This window comes from Pseudomonas sp. RL_5y_Pfl2_73 (genome assembly GCF_963970515.1).
GTDB lineage: Bacteria > Pseudomonadota > Gammaproteobacteria > Pseudomonadales > Pseudomonadaceae > Aquipseudomonas.
In genome coordinates this window covers 55,582-70,440 of the sequence record NZ_CAXAPD010000006.1, presented here as the reverse complement: position 1 = coordinate 70,440, position 14,859 = coordinate 55,582, and the positions used below count along the sequence as shown (strand labels likewise).

The window sequence follows — 14,859 nt, the reverse complement described above, 5'->3', positions numbered from 1 at the left end:
CCACAGCACATTCAGGGCAACACACCGGCCTGTCAGCTGCTAGAGTTGGAAACATCACGTTCATTTCCCGCCGGAGCCCGTACACGGCATGAATGAGACCAGCCCTCTCCAGCTATTGCGCGTCCTGACCCCGACGCAATCACGCTTGTCGTTCTGTGAAGCCACGCCGCGCGACCTCAAGCGCTGGATTGCCGACCTGCCCAAGGCCAACATCGGCGAAACAGCCCGTCTTTTGTACCAAGCCCTTGGTGAACTCAACCAACTGCTCACGCCCAGCGACAATCGCCTGCAACTGCTCGAGCTGCTGCGGCCCGAGGTGTATTACGTCTGCAAGCACCTGGAACGGCACTTCCTGCAACAGGCCATCGTGCTGGATGAACGCTCGCGCAAAATCGTCAACCTCTGCCAGGCGCTGCAAACTCAGCTGGCGATGGGCTACAAACAGATCGTGGCGCGTATTACACCTAAATACACCAAGGACCGGGCCCGCCTGCTGAGCACCGCGCTGCAACGGGCGATGCATGCCCTCAATGGCCCGCTGCTGCGTGCCAGTCAGTTGTACAGCCCAGTGCCTGAGGGGCTGTGGCTCGATTTGCATCAGCTGTACCAGATCGCCTGCCTGCACCGGTTACAGCACCTGAGCGTGAGTGACGAACTGGCCAGCCAGGTTCATCAATTGACCGCCGAGCAGACCTATGTCGTCGCCCTGCTGCTGGGGGCGTCACGCAGCAATCAGCTGCGCCAGAGCCAAATCGGGCGACTGACCGAAGCGCTCGAAGCCTGGAGCCAGTGGGTCAAGCTGGAACCCGCCAGCAGAGCGGCCAGCCTGTTCGCGCTCGCTCCGCAACTGGACGTGGGGCCACGCTACCGCTCCAAGTTCCGCGCCGAACAACAGCCAACCTTGCAGGGCTTCGATCCACAGCCCTTGGTGCGCGCAATCGCCACGCACCTGGAAAAACCTGCCGAGCAAAGCCTGCCGATACCCGGTGGTATGAGCGTCGACACCTTGCATCACCTGCAAGCCGCCTGGGGCGAAGCGGCGGAACGTAGTTTCCAGCGCACCGAGGGTAACGGCACGCTGACGCTGTGCGTGGGCATGAGTGCACTGCACTACTACCTCGGCGGCGAGCGCTCTTTCAACGAAATACTGAAAAGCCCCGCCCCCCGCAAGGCCCGCTTCGAAGCCTCGTCGAGCAAGACAAACGACGCCTGGGACCAGGCCTTCGATGCCGCCCCTGCTGGCGACAGCGACCTACTGCCCTACGAAGAAATCGAGTACCCGGTCAACCCGAGCGACGACGACGGCAGCCACTCCGACAACCAGCATCACTTCCCCACCTACGACCTGCCGATCATCAACCACAGCCCTGGCGGCTACTGCCTCGGCTGGCCCAAGGAGGTGCCGGAACAGTTGCAAGCCGGGGAAATGATCGGCATTCGGGACACCAGCGACCAAGCCTGGAGCGTTGCCGTGGTGCGCTGGATCCGGCAAGTGCGCAACGGCGCCATGCAAATGGGCATCGAGCTGGTCGCACCACATGCCCAGCCTTGCGGGCTGCAACTGGTCCGGGAAGAAAATGAGCACGGTCACTACCTGCGCGGGCTGCTACTCCCCGAGATCAGCGCCATTGACCTCCCCCCTACCATGATCGCCCCGCGCCTGCCCTTCCAGGAGGGCCAGCGGGTGTTGATCAATACCAACGGCCAGGAACGCCGCGCCGGTCTGGACCGCCGGGTCACCAGCACCCACAGCTTCAACCAGTTTGCTTATCATCAGGAAGACTCAGCCACCCACGGGGATGGCGACGAGCAAGAAGGGGATTTTGATTCGTTGTGGAAGTCGCTTTAAACAGCCAACGCGTAACCCTTTGTGAAAAGAGAATTCTCTGTGGGAGCAAAGCCTGCTCCCACAACTAGATCCCCTCGCCACAAAAGATTGCGACAGACTCAGAGCTGCCCGTCACGATCCCTGAAGCCCAGCAGGTACAACACCCCGTCGAGCCCCAAGGTTGAAATCGCCTGCCTGGCCGACTGCTTGACCAGCGGCTTGGCGCGAAACGCCACGCCCAGGCCCGCTATCGCCAGCATCGGCAAATCGTTGGCACCGTCGCCCACGGCGATGGTCTGTTCCAGGCGCAGGCCTTCTTTTTCAGCCAATTCACGCAGCAGGTCCGCCTTGCGCTGGGCATCGACGATCGGCTCGACGGCCACGCCGGTCACCTTGCCGTCCACCACTTCCAGTTCGTTGGCGAACACATAGTCGATGCCGAGCTTGGCTTGCAACTGCTTGGCGAAGTAGGTGAAGCCGCCGGACAGAATGGCGGTCTTGTAGCCCAGGCGCTTGAGTTCGGCGAACAGCGTCTCGGCGCCTTCGGTCAGACGCAGGGAAGCGCCAATGGAGTCCAGCACGCTGACGTCCAACCCCTTGAGCAGCGCCAGGCGCTCCTTGAAGCTGGCGCGAAAATCCAATTCGCCAGCCATGGCGCGCTCGGTGATGGCCGAGACCTTGTCGCCCACGCCGGCTGCCTTCGCCAGTTCGTCGATGACTTCGGCTTCGATCAGCGTCGAGTCCATGTCGAATACCGCCAGGCGGCGGTTACGACGGAACAGCGAATCCTCCTGGAAGGCGATGTCGACGTTCAGTTCCTGGGCCACGCTGAGGAACTCGGCACGTAACGCCTGGGGATCGGCCGGCTCGCCGCGCACCGAAAACTCGATGCAGCCCTTGCCTTTGTCATCCGGAGTGTCCAGCGGCATGCGCCCGGACAGGCGGTCGATGTGATCGATGTTCAGGTCATATTTGGCGGTGATCGAGCTGACACGCTGCAACTGCTCGGCGGTAACCTTGCGGGTCAGCAGGGTAACGATGTGGCGCTTCTTGCCCTGGCCGGCCACCCAATGCTGGTAATCGTCCTCGGACACCGGGGTGAAGCGCACCTGTTGGTCAAGCTTGTAAGCGGTGAACAGGATGTCCTTGAGCACCGACTTGCCTTGTTCGGCGTCCGGGATTTCAACCAGGATGCCGAACGACAACGTGTCATGGATCACCGCCTGACCGATGTCGAGAATGTTCACACCACCCTGGGCCAGAACGCCGGTAATGGCCGCAGTCAGACCCGGACGGTCGCTGCCAGTGATGTTTATCAGGACGATTTCGCGCAAGGCGCACCCCCGCAGGTGGAAAAAAACCGCATTCTACCCACATTCAGTGACCATCGGGCACCGCCAGCGCTTTGCCGGTCATGGGGCTGTCGCTATACTGCGCGTCAATTTCACGGACAAAGAGCCGAGCTCAGTGAACCGGCCCACGCCAGTCAAAACCGACAACTTCTTCCTGCTGATCTTCCGTGCACTGCGTCACCGTCGTGTGCCGATTGCATTGCGCATTGCCAGCCATAACGTGATTCTGGTCGCCCTGGCCCTGGTTATCTATGCCTGCGTGATGGGTTTGCAATTCAAGCAGGCGATGCACGAGCAGGCCGATGCCCTGGGTGAAAGCCTGACCACCCAGACCGCCACATCCGCCACCGAGCTGCTGGTGTCCAACGACATCCTCAGCCTCAACGTGCTACTCAACAACCTGACCAAGAACAAACTGGTGGCTCACGCCGCCATCTACAGCGTGGACAACCGCATCCTCGCCGAGGCCGGCCAGCGTCCCAAGGCAGGCCTGCTGGGCGAGCCCGGTGGCATGTACCAGAGCAAGATCACCTTCCAGGACGTGACCGCCGGGCAACTGCGCATCAGCCTGGACATGGACCAGTTCCAACAACCGATGACCATCAGCCTGCAAAGCATGGGCATCCTCAGCGCGATCCTGCTGGCGCTGGCATTGGCCTTGAGCCTGCGCCTGGGACGGCACATCTCTACGCCGCTGTTGCAATTGCGTGTCTGGCTGCGGGACATCGACGAACACACGCCGGCCACCCAGCGCCAGGACGAGATCGGCGACTTGGCCCGGCAACTGCACGTCAGCTTCGCACCGGAGCCTGCGCCCGTGCCGGAACCTGAAGACATCGACTACGTGGACGACGACGATGCCGAGCCAGGCTTCGAAGTGCGCAACCTGCGCGACCCAGGGTTTGATGAAAGCCAGCCAATGCCCGCCTCCAAACCAGCGCTACGCCACGTGGTACGCACGGTAGAGGACGAGGAGGACGACGACGCGTTCGCCGATCTGCGGGACGAGTCAGTCGATCGAGCACCTCAACCGGTCGCCAGGCCAGTCGTCTCGAACCTGCCCCAGCACAGCGCCGTACTGGCCGTGCAACTGGGCGCCCAGGACCAACTGCGCCGCCTGCCCCAGGCGCGCCTGAAGGAATTGCTCGAGCGCTATCGCGACTGCCTCGACCAGGCCGCGTCACTCTATCAGGGCGAATTGCACACCCTGAACGACGGCAGCACGCTGATGCTGTTCCACGCCGAAGACAGCGGTGACGACTACCTGACCAACGCCATTTGCTGCGGTGAGCTGCTGCGCGCCTTGGGCCACCAGTTGCAGATAGAAGTCGCCGACAGCGGCATCACCCTGCAACTGCAATTGGGCCTGACCCTGGGCGACGACTTGTTCGGCCTGAGCCAGATCGACCTGCTGCTGACCGAAACCGCCCAGGACGCCCTGGCGCTGTCGCAACACAGCCGCAACTTGCTGCTGGTGGAGCGCAAGATCAACGACGACGCCCTGATCCGTCAGCGCACCCGCATTCGCCCCATCGCCAGCCCCGAAGGCGCGTGTTGCGTAGAACGCTTGATGGAGCCTTACCCATCGATGCTGGAACGGCAGCTGGCACGGATGCATGAACGCCAGGCCTGATCCCCAGACTTGAAATGACGAAGCCCGCAGATGAGTGATTGTCTGCGGGCTTTTTTGTCGCCTTTGTCTGGCCTCTTCGCGAGCAGGCTCGCTCCCACCGGAAGTTCTCTGTATGACCACAGATCTTCTGTGGGAGCGAGCCTGCTCGCGATAGGGCCAGGACAGACGCCAGAGATTCCGCCAGACAGAAACAACAAAGCCCGCATCAACGCGGGCTTTGTTTTGCATCCAGTCCTGGCGTCAGAACCTGAACACTTCCATGTCCGTGCGAATCGGCAAGGCCATGGGGATCTTGTCCTTGTCCTTGTCCTTTTCTACCGGCTTGGCCGGGGCGGGAGCAGACTTTCGTGGGACTTCTGCGACAGGAGGCTGGTTGGCCAGGGGCTTGAGCGACACGGACAGCTGTTCGGCCAGGCGTTGCAGGAGCACGCCCTGGGCCTGGACCTGTGCCGCCGTGGTGCCGGCATGTTGTTCTTGCAAATGAACGATGCGGTTCTCACGCACCTTGCCACGACGGTCGACCAATCGCCATTGGGCATCGAGCACTGCCGGCTGGGCTTTACCCGAGTCCAGGCGGGTAATCGACAGCAACACCTGTACATCCGGGGTGAAGCCTTGGGTCGCGGGTGCCAGCACCACACGCTGGCTGTCCAGATGCCCGGCAACCTGGCGTAGCAGCAACTGATCGATATCAGAAGACAAGCTGCCAGCCCAACGACCGTCAGTGGCGGCCTGCAGGCTGCCGTCCGGTTGGCGTTGCAATAAGGTTTCGCGTTGCAGGTAATCGGCAATCAGGACCGGCCCCAGCAATACTGCCATGCCTGTGCTTTGCGCAGGCTGGGCCGGGGTTCCGCTGTCCAGTTGGTACAGCGACACCGGCTGGTTCATGCTGCAGCCCGCCAGGCCAAGCAGGCCGGCGAGCCACAAAATAGGGAGGCGCAGAGCAGTCATCGTTCCGTCCAGGTGGCAGCCACAAGGCTTACCACAGTGAAAAAATACTCGGTCATTATGAAGAACGCTCGGCCACGCCGGCGCTTGAAAGGGCCTATCATCCGTGAATATGCGCGCCGACTCCAGCGCGAAAGTATCGATCTGCGGCATTTAATCGCAGACCGAGCCCTCTAGTACGCCTAATTGAGGTTTTCGACGAGCAGCGCATCGACTCGCTGAAATCCCCTTGGAAGCTTGTTGCCCCGCCGACCGCGTTCACCCTTGTAATGTTCAAGATCGTCTGCTTTCAACGAAAGCGTGCGCTTTCCTGCCTGTAGCACAAGCGTCGCACCTTCCGGCAACACTGCAATATCCGTGACATATTCCTCACGGCTGGCGACCCGTTCGCCGGAAATACCAATAATCTTGTTGCCCTTGCCTTTACCCAGCTGTGGCAGGTCGCTGATCTTGAACACCAGCAACCGGCCTTCGGTGGTGACCGACGCCAGCCAGTTGTTCTCCCGGTCAGCAACCGGCCGCGGCGCAATCACCTTGGCGTTGTTCGGCAAGCTCACCAACGCCTTGCCTGCCTTGTTCTTGGCTTGCAGGTCCTCACCCTTGACCACGAACCCGTAACCCGCGTCCGACGCAATTACGTACAGTCCATCATCTTCAGGCATCAGCACGCATTCAAAAGTTGCACCCGGTGGCGGCGTTAACCGACCGGTCAGCGGTTCGCCCTGGCCACGAGCCGATGGCAGGGTATGCGCCGGCACCGAATAACTGCGCCCGGTGGAGTCGACGAACACCGCAAATTGATTGGAACGCCCGGCCGCCAAGGCCTTGAACCCGTCCCCGGCCTTGTAGGAAAGCCCCGTCGCGTCAATATCATGCCCCTTGGCGGAGCGCACCCAACCTTTTTCTGACAGCACGACGGTGACTTTCTCGTTCGGCAACAGGTCGTGTTCGGTCAGCGCCTTGGCTTCGGCACGCTCGACGATGGGCGAGCGACGGTCGTCGCCGTAGGTTTCAGCGTCCTTGAGCAGTTCGGTACGCACCAGTTTCTTGAGCTTGGCTTCGCTGCCCAGCAGGGCTTGCAGCTTGGCCTGCTCTTTGAGCAATTCATCCTGTTCGGCGCGCAGCTTCATCTCTTCCAACCGCGCCAACTGCCGCAGGCGGGTGTCGAGGATGTAGTCGGCCTGGATTTCGCTCAGATCAAAACGGGCGATCAGGCTGGCCTTGGGATGCTCCTCGGTGCGGATGATGTGAATCACTTCATCCAGGTTGAGATAGGCAATCAGCAAACCGTCCAACAGGTGCAGGCGACGCTCGACCTTGTCCAGGCGGAATTGCAGGCGCCGGCGCACGGTCTCGACCCGGAACGCCAACCACTCCACCAGCAATGCCCGCAGGTTTTTCAACTGCGGCTTGCCGTCCAGGCCGATGATGTTGATGTTGACCCGGTAGCTCGACTCCAAGTCGGTGCTGGCGAACAGGTGCTGCATCAGCGCGTCGTGGTCGACTCGGCTGTTGACCGGGATAATCACGATGCGGCACGGGTTTTCGTGGTCGGATTCGTCACGCAAGTCCGCCACTTGCGGTGCTTTCGACGGCTTTGCCTGCATCATCGCCGCAATCTGCTCCAAGACCTTGGCCCCGGAGACCTGATGCGGCAGCGCCGTGACAATGATGTCGCCGTCTTCGATGTGGTACACGGCGCGCATGCGCACCGAACCGCGACCGGTCTCGTAGATTTTCAGCAGGTCGGCACGCGGCGTGATGATTTCCGCTTCGGTCGGATAGTCCGGGCCCTGGATGTGTTCACAGAGTTGTTCTACCGTGGCTTTGGGCTCGTCCAGCAAACGCACGCACGCCGTGGCCACTTCCCGCAGGTTGTGGGGTGGCACGTCAGTGGCCATGCCCACGGCAATGCCCGTGGTGCCATTGAGGAGAATATTCGGCAAGCGCGCCGGCAAAACCAGGGGTTCGTCGAGGGTACCGTCGAAGTTCGGCCCCCAGTCCGCGGTGCCCTGGCCCAACTCGCTGAGCAGCACCTCGGAATAGCGCGACAACCGCGCCTCGGTGTAACGCATGGCCGCGAAAGACTTGGGATCGTCCGGCGCACCCCAGTTACCCTGCCCGTCCACCAGCGTGTAGCGATAGCTGAATGGCTGGGCCATCAGCACCATGGCTTCATAGCAGGCTGAGTCGCCGTGGGGGTGGAACTTACCGAGCACGTCACCGACGGTACGCGCCGATTTCTTGTGCTTGGAATCAGCATCCAGCCCTAGCTCACTCATGGCATAGATGATCCGCCGTTGAACCGGCTTCAAACCATCACCGATGTGCGGCAAGGCGCGGTCCATGATCACGTACATGGAGTAATTGAGGTAGGCATTTTCGGTGAAGTCAGCCAGCGATCGGCGTTCTACGCCGTCTAAGCTGTCTGCAAGAATGTCGCTCATGCGGGCCTCATCAGTTCGTTGTCTGGCGCAGCAGCATGGTGCCGTCGCGCTGGGTAAATTCAAGTTTGTTCAGGGCGCTCATACCCAGCAGCACTTGCGTGCCACCCAGGCCGGGCGCCACCAGGGCACGGACATCGCGCAATACGATGTCACCCAATTGCAGCCGGTCGATGCGGGTGCGATAGCCCTCGCTCAAACCGTTGGCAGTGCTCAACGTCACGCCGAAACCTTTTTCCAGCTTGAGGCGCTCGGCCAACTCCACCGGAATCGCCACGTCGGTGGCGCCGGTGTCGAGCATGAAATCCACCGGCTGGCCGTTGATCTGGCCGCTGGCGACAAAATGTCCCTGCCTGTTGCCGACCAACTTCACCTCGATAAACCCTTCGCGTCTTTGCGAATACACCTGGGCATTGGGGTTTTGCTGGCGCTGTTCCCATTGGGCAAAAAACCGCGTTGCCAGGAACAGCGCCGCGCACCAGGCCAATATCATCAACACCCGGCCAGCACGCTTGCCCGGCGGCTGACTCATGGCGAGGCGCTCCAACCACCGTCCGGCGCGGCGAAGCGCCAGATGATCGGCCGGGTTTCGCCGTCGGCGCGAGCACCGTCGTTATTGTCCAGGCCGATCCAGGCGCCCTCGGCGTCTACGACCAGCGCTTCGGCCAGCCCATAATCCTGGGCGTAACGCCGACTGTCCTGCAACGCCTCGGCGGCGAACGACCAGCACCGCTCCACTTGGGCGGTCTGCAGGTCACGTCGACAGATCTGAAAGGCGTTGCGTTCCAGGGTAAACAGCTTGCCGTTGAACAATGACAGGTCAGCAAAATCCCGTGAAACCGCCTCGGCCTTGGGGAATTGCGCCGGTTGCATCTCCAGTCCTGCTTCGCTCAGCAGCACGCAGCTACCGTCGCAGTCCCAGACCGTTTGCTGGCGCTTGATCAGCAACAGGCCGCGACGCTCACGTTCGGCCGCCAACCACAGTTGGTCACCGGCAGGGTTGACCGCCAAGCCTTCGAACAACGCATTGAAATGCAGCAACATGCCACTGGCGCGGGCCTGGCGGATCATGGTTGGTGCAATTCTCAACCAGGACGCCGGCTCCGTCGGCGGCACCTGCAACACGGCGGCATGGGACTCGCTGACCACGTAGCGATTGCCAGCGCTGTCGCAGCTGATGCCTTCGAAATCCAGCTCGCCACCGCGCAGGAACGAGGCCGCCCAAGTCCGTGCGTTCAAGCCCCAGGGCAAACCACTGTCCGGCACCTCAGGCACCTCGATGTCAACCACTTCGGCTTGCCAGAGAGGCGCCTCGGAGGGCGCGAGGCGATAGAGCCGATCATCGTCGCGATCGGATACCGTCCACATTTCGTCGCCGCACAGCGCCAGCCCGGACAGATTGCCGCCGCGCATGCCATCGACGACATGCTCGGACAGCAACTTCAGTTCCGGCGCAGGCCCTGCGACCACCCCCCCCGCCCACAGCAACAACGCCAGGGCGAAACCGTTGCGCATCAGGCCAACACCTCGGCCAGGTCCCCTTTGGATTCGAGCCAGGACTTGCGATCGCCGGCGCGTTTCTTCGCCAGCAACATGTCCATCATCTCCGACGTCGCTTCGAAATCATCCAAGGTCAACTGCACCAGACGGCGGGTGTTCGGGTCCATCGTGGTTTCACGCAGTTGCGGCGGGTTCATCTCGCCCAGGCCTTTGAATCGAGTGACCTGCGGCTTGCCGCGCTTCTTCTCGGCCACCAGGCGATCCAGAATGCCGTCGCGCTCGGCTTCGTCCAGGGCGTAGTAGATCTCCTTGCCCAGGTCGATGCGGTACAGCGGCGGCATCGCCACATAGACGTGGCCGGCGTCCACCAGCGGGCGGAAATGCTGGACGAACAAAGCGCAGAGCAACGTGGCGATGTGCAGGCCGTCGGAGTCGGCGTCGGCGAGGATGCAGATCTTGCCGTAGCGCAGCTGGCTCATGTCCTCGGCGCCCGGATCGACACCGATGGCCACGGCGATGTTATGCACTTCCTGGCTGGCCAGCACTTCGCTGCCGTCCACTTCCCAGGTGTTGAGGATCTTGCCCCGCAGTGGCAGGATCGCCTGGAACTCCTTGTCCCGCGCCTGCTTGGCCGAGCCGCCGGCGGAGTCACCTTCCACCAGGAACAGCTCGGAACGCATCGGGTCCTGCCCGGCGCAATCGGCGAGCTTGCCCGGCAATGCCGGCCCTTGGGTAATGCGCTTGCGCTCGACCTTCTTGCTGGCCTTGAGACGACGGCCAGCGTTGTTGATCGCCAGCTCGGCCAGGGCCAAACCGGTTTCAGGGTTGGCGTTGAGCCATAGGCTGAACGCGTCTTTGACCACCCCGGAGACAAACGCCGCCGCTTCGCGGGACGACAGGCGCTCCTTGGTCTGGCCGGAGAACTGCGGTTCCTGCATCTTCATCGACAAGACGAAAGCGATGCGTTCCCAGACGTCTTCCGGCGCCAGCTTCACGCCACGGGGCAACAGGTTGCGGAACTCGCAGAACTCACGCATCGCATCGAGCAAGCCTTGACGCAAGCCGTTGACGTGGGTGCCGCCCTGAGCCGTAGGGATCAGGTTGACGTAACTTTCCTGGACGCTTTCGCCACCTTCGGGCAGCCACAGCAGTGCCCAGTCCACGGCTTCCTTGTTACCGGCCAGACTGCCGCAGAACGGCTCGTCGGGCAGGCGCTCGAAACCGTTGACCGCATCCACCAGGTAAGAGCGCAGGCCGTCTTCGTAATGCCATTCGACTTTCTCGCCGGTGGCCTTGTCTTCGAAACTGACCAGCAGTCCCGGGCACAACACGGCCTTGGCCTTGAGCACATGCTTGAGGCGGCTGACGGAAAACTTCGGTGAGTCGAAATACTTCGGGTCCGGGGCGAAATACACGCTGGTCCCGGTGTTGCGCTTGCCGACGGTGCCGACCACTTCCAGCTCGGTGGCCTTGTAGCCGTCGGCGAAGGTCATCTGGTATTCGTTGCCGTCACGCTTGACCCGCACCCGCACCTGGGTCGACAAGGCGTTGACCACGGAAATACCCACCCCGTGCAGGCCGCCGGAGAACTGGTAGTTCTTGTTGGAAAACTTGCCGCCGGCGTGGAGCTTGGTGAGGATCAACTCGACGCCCGACACGCCTTCTTCAGGGTGAATGTCCACCGGCATGCCGCGGCCATCATCGCTGACTTCCAGCGAGTGATCGGCGTGCAGGATGACCTGCACCGAACGGGCGTGCCCGGCCAAGGCTTCGTCGACACTGTTGTCGATGACTTCCTGGGCGAGATGGTTCGGCCGACTGGTGTCGGTGTACATGCCGGGGCGTTTGCGCACCGGGTCGAGGCCCGAGAGGACTTCGATGGCGTCTGCGTTATAAGAGCTAGCGCTGGGAGTGGCCATGGGGTCTCGTCGTCAGTGTTCAATGAAAAAGGGGCGATGGGCTCACAGCGACGTGAAGTCGATCGCCTGGTACAAATCGGCGCCAATGCCGGCAAAACTCAACAGCGCCGGCAACTGCTGGGTAAACCCTTGGAAACTGTGGTCGCCGCCGGCCTGGATGCGCAAGGCACAGGCGCGGTAATACTGCTGGGCGAGGCGATAATCCAGCGTTTCGTCACCGGTTTGCAACCATACCTGAAACCGTTGCGGATCCCGGGGTGCCGGCACTTGCAGTTCGGCCAGGGCCGTGACGTGGTCGTGGGTCAACTCCCAGGTTTCGTCGGTGTACAAATTTTTCTGCGTGCCCAGGTACCCGTCGAACATCCGATGCGGGCTGACGGCAGGGTTGACCAACAGGGCCTTGAGGCCGTGGCGCTCGGCCAAGTGAGTCGCATAGTAGCCGCCGAGCGAGCTGCCGACCAGCAGCGGGCGCCCCAGTTCTGTAATCGCCTGCTCCAACTGACCGATGGCCTGGCGGGGGTGGTGATGCAAGGCAGGCACCTGCAACTGGTCGCCCAGGCCCAGGCGTGTCATCACTTGCGTCAACTGACAGGCCTTGGTCGACGCTGGGGCGCTGTTGAAGCCATGGATATAAAGGATCGAACCCGACATTGCCGACTCCCTGGGTGTTGGGCAAAGGCCGGAGTTTACAGGGAGATTGCGGTGATTGGGGGGGATTTGACCGTGTTGTTGCCTCCTATGACCCGTCGATCACAGCGGCTGTGGGAGCAAAGCTTGCTCGCGATGGCGGCCTGGTGTCCGACCTGGTACTCCCTGTTGTACTTCGATCAAACTGTGGGAGCGAGCCTGCTCGCGATGGCGGCTTGACTGAGTACATATCCATTGCTGCGGTAACGGCCACTTAGGGTTCCGCCCTGACGGCGGGTCACTTTTGAAAAGCCCGGAAGCCGGCCCAGTCAAAAGTAACCAAAACGCTCCTGCCCCACCACTCGGCACCGAGCCTAGGCGAGGCACCGAGTGGTGGGGCAAGCCTTTTTTGCTTACTTTTTTTGGCGTTTGAAAAAAAGTGAGCCGCCGTCAGGGCGGAACCCTAAGCAGCCGTTACCGCAGAAATGGATATGTACTCAATCAAGCCTTCGCGAGCAGGCTCGCTCCCACAATAAACAGGATCGAACTCAGTACCCGTTGGAGCCATAGTCCGGGGTAAACGCAAACCCAACCACCCGCTCAACCCCCGTCTCCAACCGCCCATCCGGCAACAACCGCAACCACCGATACCCAGGCGCCTGCGAGCCCACCGCAAAATCCTCACTCCCCGGCTCAAACTGAATACAAGTCGAAGGCGAAGCCAACAAACGAACCCCCTCGCGCACCTGGTCAATCTCCTGATGCACATGCCCCCAGAGCACCGCCCGCACCTGGGGAAAGCGATCCACCACCGCAAACAGCGCCTCAGGATTACGCAACCCAATCGGCTCCATCCACACACACCCAATCGACACAGGATGATGATGCAGGCACACCAAGTGATGCCGCTCCGGTGCGTCACTCAAGGCATTGGCCAACAGAATCAACTGCTCCTCGGCCAAAAACCCCGGCACCGATCCGGGCACGGCAGAGTCGAGCATCGTCACGCGCCAGTTGCCAATGTCCACCACCGGATCGAGCAACGTGCTCTTGACCGCCGCCTCAAGCATCACCTGCGGCTCATCATGGTTACCCGGAATCCACCGCGCCGGCGCATCGATTCGCGCAGTCAACTGCCGAAACGCCGCGTAGGACTCCAGCGTACCGTCCTGGGACAGGTCCCCAGTGGCGAGCATCAGATCGATGTCCGGCTGCTGCTTGAGCACCAAATCAATGACCGCCCGCAAACTGTCACGGGTATTCATGCCCAGCAACGAGGCATCGGCCTCGGCGAACAAATGGCTGTCAGACAATTGGACCAGCAACGCCGCATCGGCAGTGGTCAAGCTGGATACGCTCGGCAAATCGCTCTCTCCCAGGCGCACTCGCACCGTTGGATGAAGCCGCAATTATGCTGGGGAAGATCGAAAGGGGAAACCCGCGAACCGGAACCGGTTCACAACCAGCGTCCAGTATTTGAAAGACAACTACCGAACGACTTCGAACTCGTGGCCCAGCGCCAGGCAATGACTCAGCCACTCGCCCAGGAACAGGTTCAACTGGGCCTTTTCGTCCGGCTGGTGCATTGACGCATTGGGGTAAGGATAGATGCCGCGAAAGCGTCGTGCATGTTCGGCGCTGACGACTTCGGCCATGCGTGCATCGTGATAGACCTGGACCTCCAACTGCGGCACCGGCAGCCAGGGCAGGCTGTGCTCCTGACGCACTTGCAGCGTGGTGGTGTAGGGGCAGGTCTGCAGCACTTCCAGGGCCAACACGCCCAGCATCTGGTCGCCATGGGTCACGGCGATACGCCGCGGCGCCGGATCGTTGCGCATGTCCGGCAACAAGCGCATCAGGCGAGCGTAGTTGGCCTCGCAGGCGGCCTGCAACCCCACCAGATCGACGCGATAGCGATCGCGCAGCTTGTTCAGGACCATAGCCCCCTCACTTCCTCGCGATTCAAGGCCAGCCATTGCAGGGCGATGATGCTCGGTGCATTGCAGATTTGTCCGTCGCGCACAGCTTGCAGGGCATCGTCGAAAGACCAGACTTTGACGCGGATATCTTCCGCCTCTTCCGCCAGGCCATGCAGCCCGCCCGCCCCCGTGCTGTCGCAACGTCCCAGGTACAAATGAACGAATTCATCGCTGCCGCCCGGAGATGGAAAATACTTGGTCATCGGCCAAAGCGCAGCGAAGGCAAGCCCAGCTTCCTCCTGCGCTTCACGATGAGCAACTTCTTCCGGTTGTTCGTCCTTGTCGATCAGGCCGGCCACCAATTCCACCAGCCAAGGGTTGGCGACCTTGCCCATGGCGCCGACGCGAAACTGCTCGATCAACACCACTTCATCGCGCTGCGGGTCGTAAGGCAGCACACACACCGCGTCATGACGCACGAACAATTCACGGCTGATTTCGCGGCTCATGCCACCGGCAAACAACTCATGGCGCAGGTGCACGCGGTCGAGCTTGTAGAACCCCTGGAAGCAGCTCTCGCGCTTGACGATCTGCACGGCGTTTGGTGTGGCGTTGGCGAAATCGGTCATGACAATCCTCGTGTGCAATGGATCAATACGAGGTTCCAACCTCGGCTTCGCGCCATCCTA

12 protein-coding genes are annotated in these 14,859 nt (G+C 61.6%); 2 read left to right on the top strand and 10 right to left on the bottom strand.

Translation table 11 applies throughout. The annotated features are described in order from the left end of the window. Positions 1 to 88: 88 nt before the first annotated feature. On the top strand, positions 89 to 1,849 hold the full coding sequence (locus AACY42_RS07745) for a molecular chaperone (RefSeq protein WP_339478339.1): 1,761 nt from the start codon (positions 89 to 91) through the stop codon (positions 1,847 to 1,849). Positions 1,850 to 1,947: 98 nt separating this feature from the next. Here the strand turns inward: AACY42_RS07745 and serB are convergent, their stop codons facing one another. After that, the gene (gene serB, locus AACY42_RS07740; RefSeq protein ID WP_339478337.1) at positions 1,948 to 3,162 is read right to left on the bottom strand and encodes a phosphoserine phosphatase SerB; all 1,215 of its coding nucleotides are present in this window, start codon (positions 3,160 to 3,162) and stop codon (positions 1,948 to 1,950) included. A 133-nt stretch (positions 3,163 to 3,295) separates the two neighbouring features. On the opposite strand from serB, the gene AACY42_RS07735 reads away from it, so the two are divergent. After that, the gene (locus AACY42_RS07735; RefSeq protein ID WP_339478336.1) at positions 3,296 to 4,813 is read left to right on the top strand and encodes an AhpA/YtjB family protein; all 1,518 of its coding nucleotides are present in this window, start codon (positions 3,296 to 3,298) and stop codon (positions 4,811 to 4,813) included. A gap of 240 nt (positions 4,814 to 5,053) precedes the next feature. Here AACY42_RS07735 and AACY42_RS07730 read toward each other — a convergent pair whose 3' ends face one another. The 9 genes from AACY42_RS07730 to AACY42_RS07690 form a co-directional block, all read right to left on the bottom strand. Continuing rightward, positions 5,054 to 5,764: a PqiC family protein gene (locus AACY42_RS07730; RefSeq protein ID WP_339478335.1), complete on the bottom strand. Its 711-nt coding sequence runs from the start codon at positions 5,762 to 5,764 to the stop codon at positions 5,054 to 5,056. A 179-nt stretch (positions 5,765 to 5,943) separates the two neighbouring features. Next, a complete protein-coding gene (parC, locus tag AACY42_RS07725; protein ID WP_339478334.1) occupies positions 5,944 to 8,208 on the bottom strand; it encodes a DNA topoisomerase IV subunit A in 2,265 nt (754 codons plus the stop codon). A gap of 10 nt (positions 8,209 to 8,218) precedes the next feature. Continuing rightward, positions 8,219 to 8,737 carry a retropepsin-like aspartic protease family protein gene (locus AACY42_RS07720; protein WP_339478332.1) on the bottom strand — a complete coding sequence of 173 codons (519 nt, stop codon included), beginning with the start codon at positions 8,735 to 8,737 and terminating at the stop codon, positions 8,219 to 8,221. Continuing rightward, a complete protein-coding gene (locus AACY42_RS07715; RefSeq protein WP_339478330.1) occupies positions 8,734 to 9,720 on the bottom strand; it encodes an esterase-like activity of phytase family protein in 987 nt (328 codons plus the stop codon). Before AACY42_RS07715 ends, AACY42_RS07720 begins: the two co-directional genes overlap by 4 nt. Next, complete coding sequence (gene parE / locus AACY42_RS07710) at positions 9,720 to 11,624, bottom strand: DNA topoisomerase IV subunit B (protein ID WP_339478329.1); 1,905 nt, start codon at positions 11,622 to 11,624, stop codon at positions 9,720 to 9,722. The genes AACY42_RS07715 and parE overlap by 1 nt, the downstream gene beginning before the upstream one ends. A 42-nt stretch (positions 11,625 to 11,666) precedes the next feature. Further along, positions 11,667 to 12,275 (bottom strand): YqiA/YcfP family alpha/beta fold hydrolase, encoded by a 609-nt coding sequence (locus AACY42_RS07705; RefSeq protein ID WP_339478328.1) that lies wholly within the window; start codon positions 12,273 to 12,275, stop codon positions 11,667 to 11,669. Between the two features lie 524 nt (positions 12,276 to 12,799). Then, positions 12,800 to 13,615, bottom strand: coding sequence for a 3',5'-cyclic-AMP phosphodiesterase (cpdA, locus tag AACY42_RS07700; protein ID WP_339478326.1), 816 nt, complete (start codon positions 13,613 to 13,615; stop codon positions 12,800 to 12,802). 123 nt (positions 13,616 to 13,738) lie between these two features. Continuing rightward, positions 13,739 to 14,191, bottom strand: coding sequence for a DUF1249 domain-containing protein (locus tag AACY42_RS07695; protein WP_003186471.1), 453 nt, complete (start codon positions 14,189 to 14,191; stop codon positions 13,739 to 13,741). Further along, positions 14,182 to 14,799 carry an NUDIX domain-containing protein gene (locus AACY42_RS07690; protein WP_339478323.1) on the bottom strand — a complete coding sequence of 206 codons (618 nt, stop codon included), beginning with the start codon at positions 14,797 to 14,799 and terminating at the stop codon, positions 14,182 to 14,184. Before AACY42_RS07690 ends, AACY42_RS07695 begins: the two co-directional genes overlap by 10 nt. Positions 14,800 to 14,859 lie beyond the last annotated feature (60 nt).

Excerpts from the sequence above, each read along its gene's own strand:
- AACY42_RS07730 (WP_339478335.1), bottom strand. The coding sequence starts at position 5,764 with ATGACTGCTCTGCGCCTCCCTATTTTGTGGCTCGCCGGCCTGCTTGGC.
- parE (WP_339478329.1), bottom strand. The coding sequence starts at position 11,624 with ATGGCCACTCCCAGCGCTAGCTCTTATAACGCAGACGCCATCGAAGTC.
- AACY42_RS07705 (WP_339478328.1), bottom strand. The coding sequence starts at position 12,275 with ATGTCGGGTTCGATCCTTTATATCCATGGCTTCAACAGCGCCCCAGCG.
- AACY42_RS07745 (WP_339478339.1), top strand. The coding sequence starts at position 89 with ATGAATGAGACCAGCCCTCTCCAGCTATTGCGCGTCCTGACCCCGACG.
- AACY42_RS07720 (WP_339478332.1), bottom strand. The coding sequence starts at position 8,737 with ATGAGTCAGCCGCCGGGCAAGCGTGCTGGCCGGGTGTTGATGATATTG.
- parC (WP_339478334.1), bottom strand. The coding sequence starts at position 8,208 with ATGAGCGACATTCTTGCAGACAGCTTAGACGGCGTAGAACGCCGATCG.
- AACY42_RS07695 (WP_003186471.1), bottom strand. The coding sequence starts at position 14,191 with ATGGTCCTGAACAAGCTGCGCGATCGCTATCGCGTCGATCTGGTGGGG.
- AACY42_RS07715 (WP_339478330.1), bottom strand. The coding sequence starts at position 9,720 with ATGCGCAACGGTTTCGCCCTGGCGTTGTTGCTGTGGGCGGGGGGGGTG.
- AACY42_RS07690 (WP_339478323.1), bottom strand. The coding sequence starts at position 14,799 with ATGACCGATTTCGCCAACGCCACACCAAACGCCGTGCAGATCGTCAAG.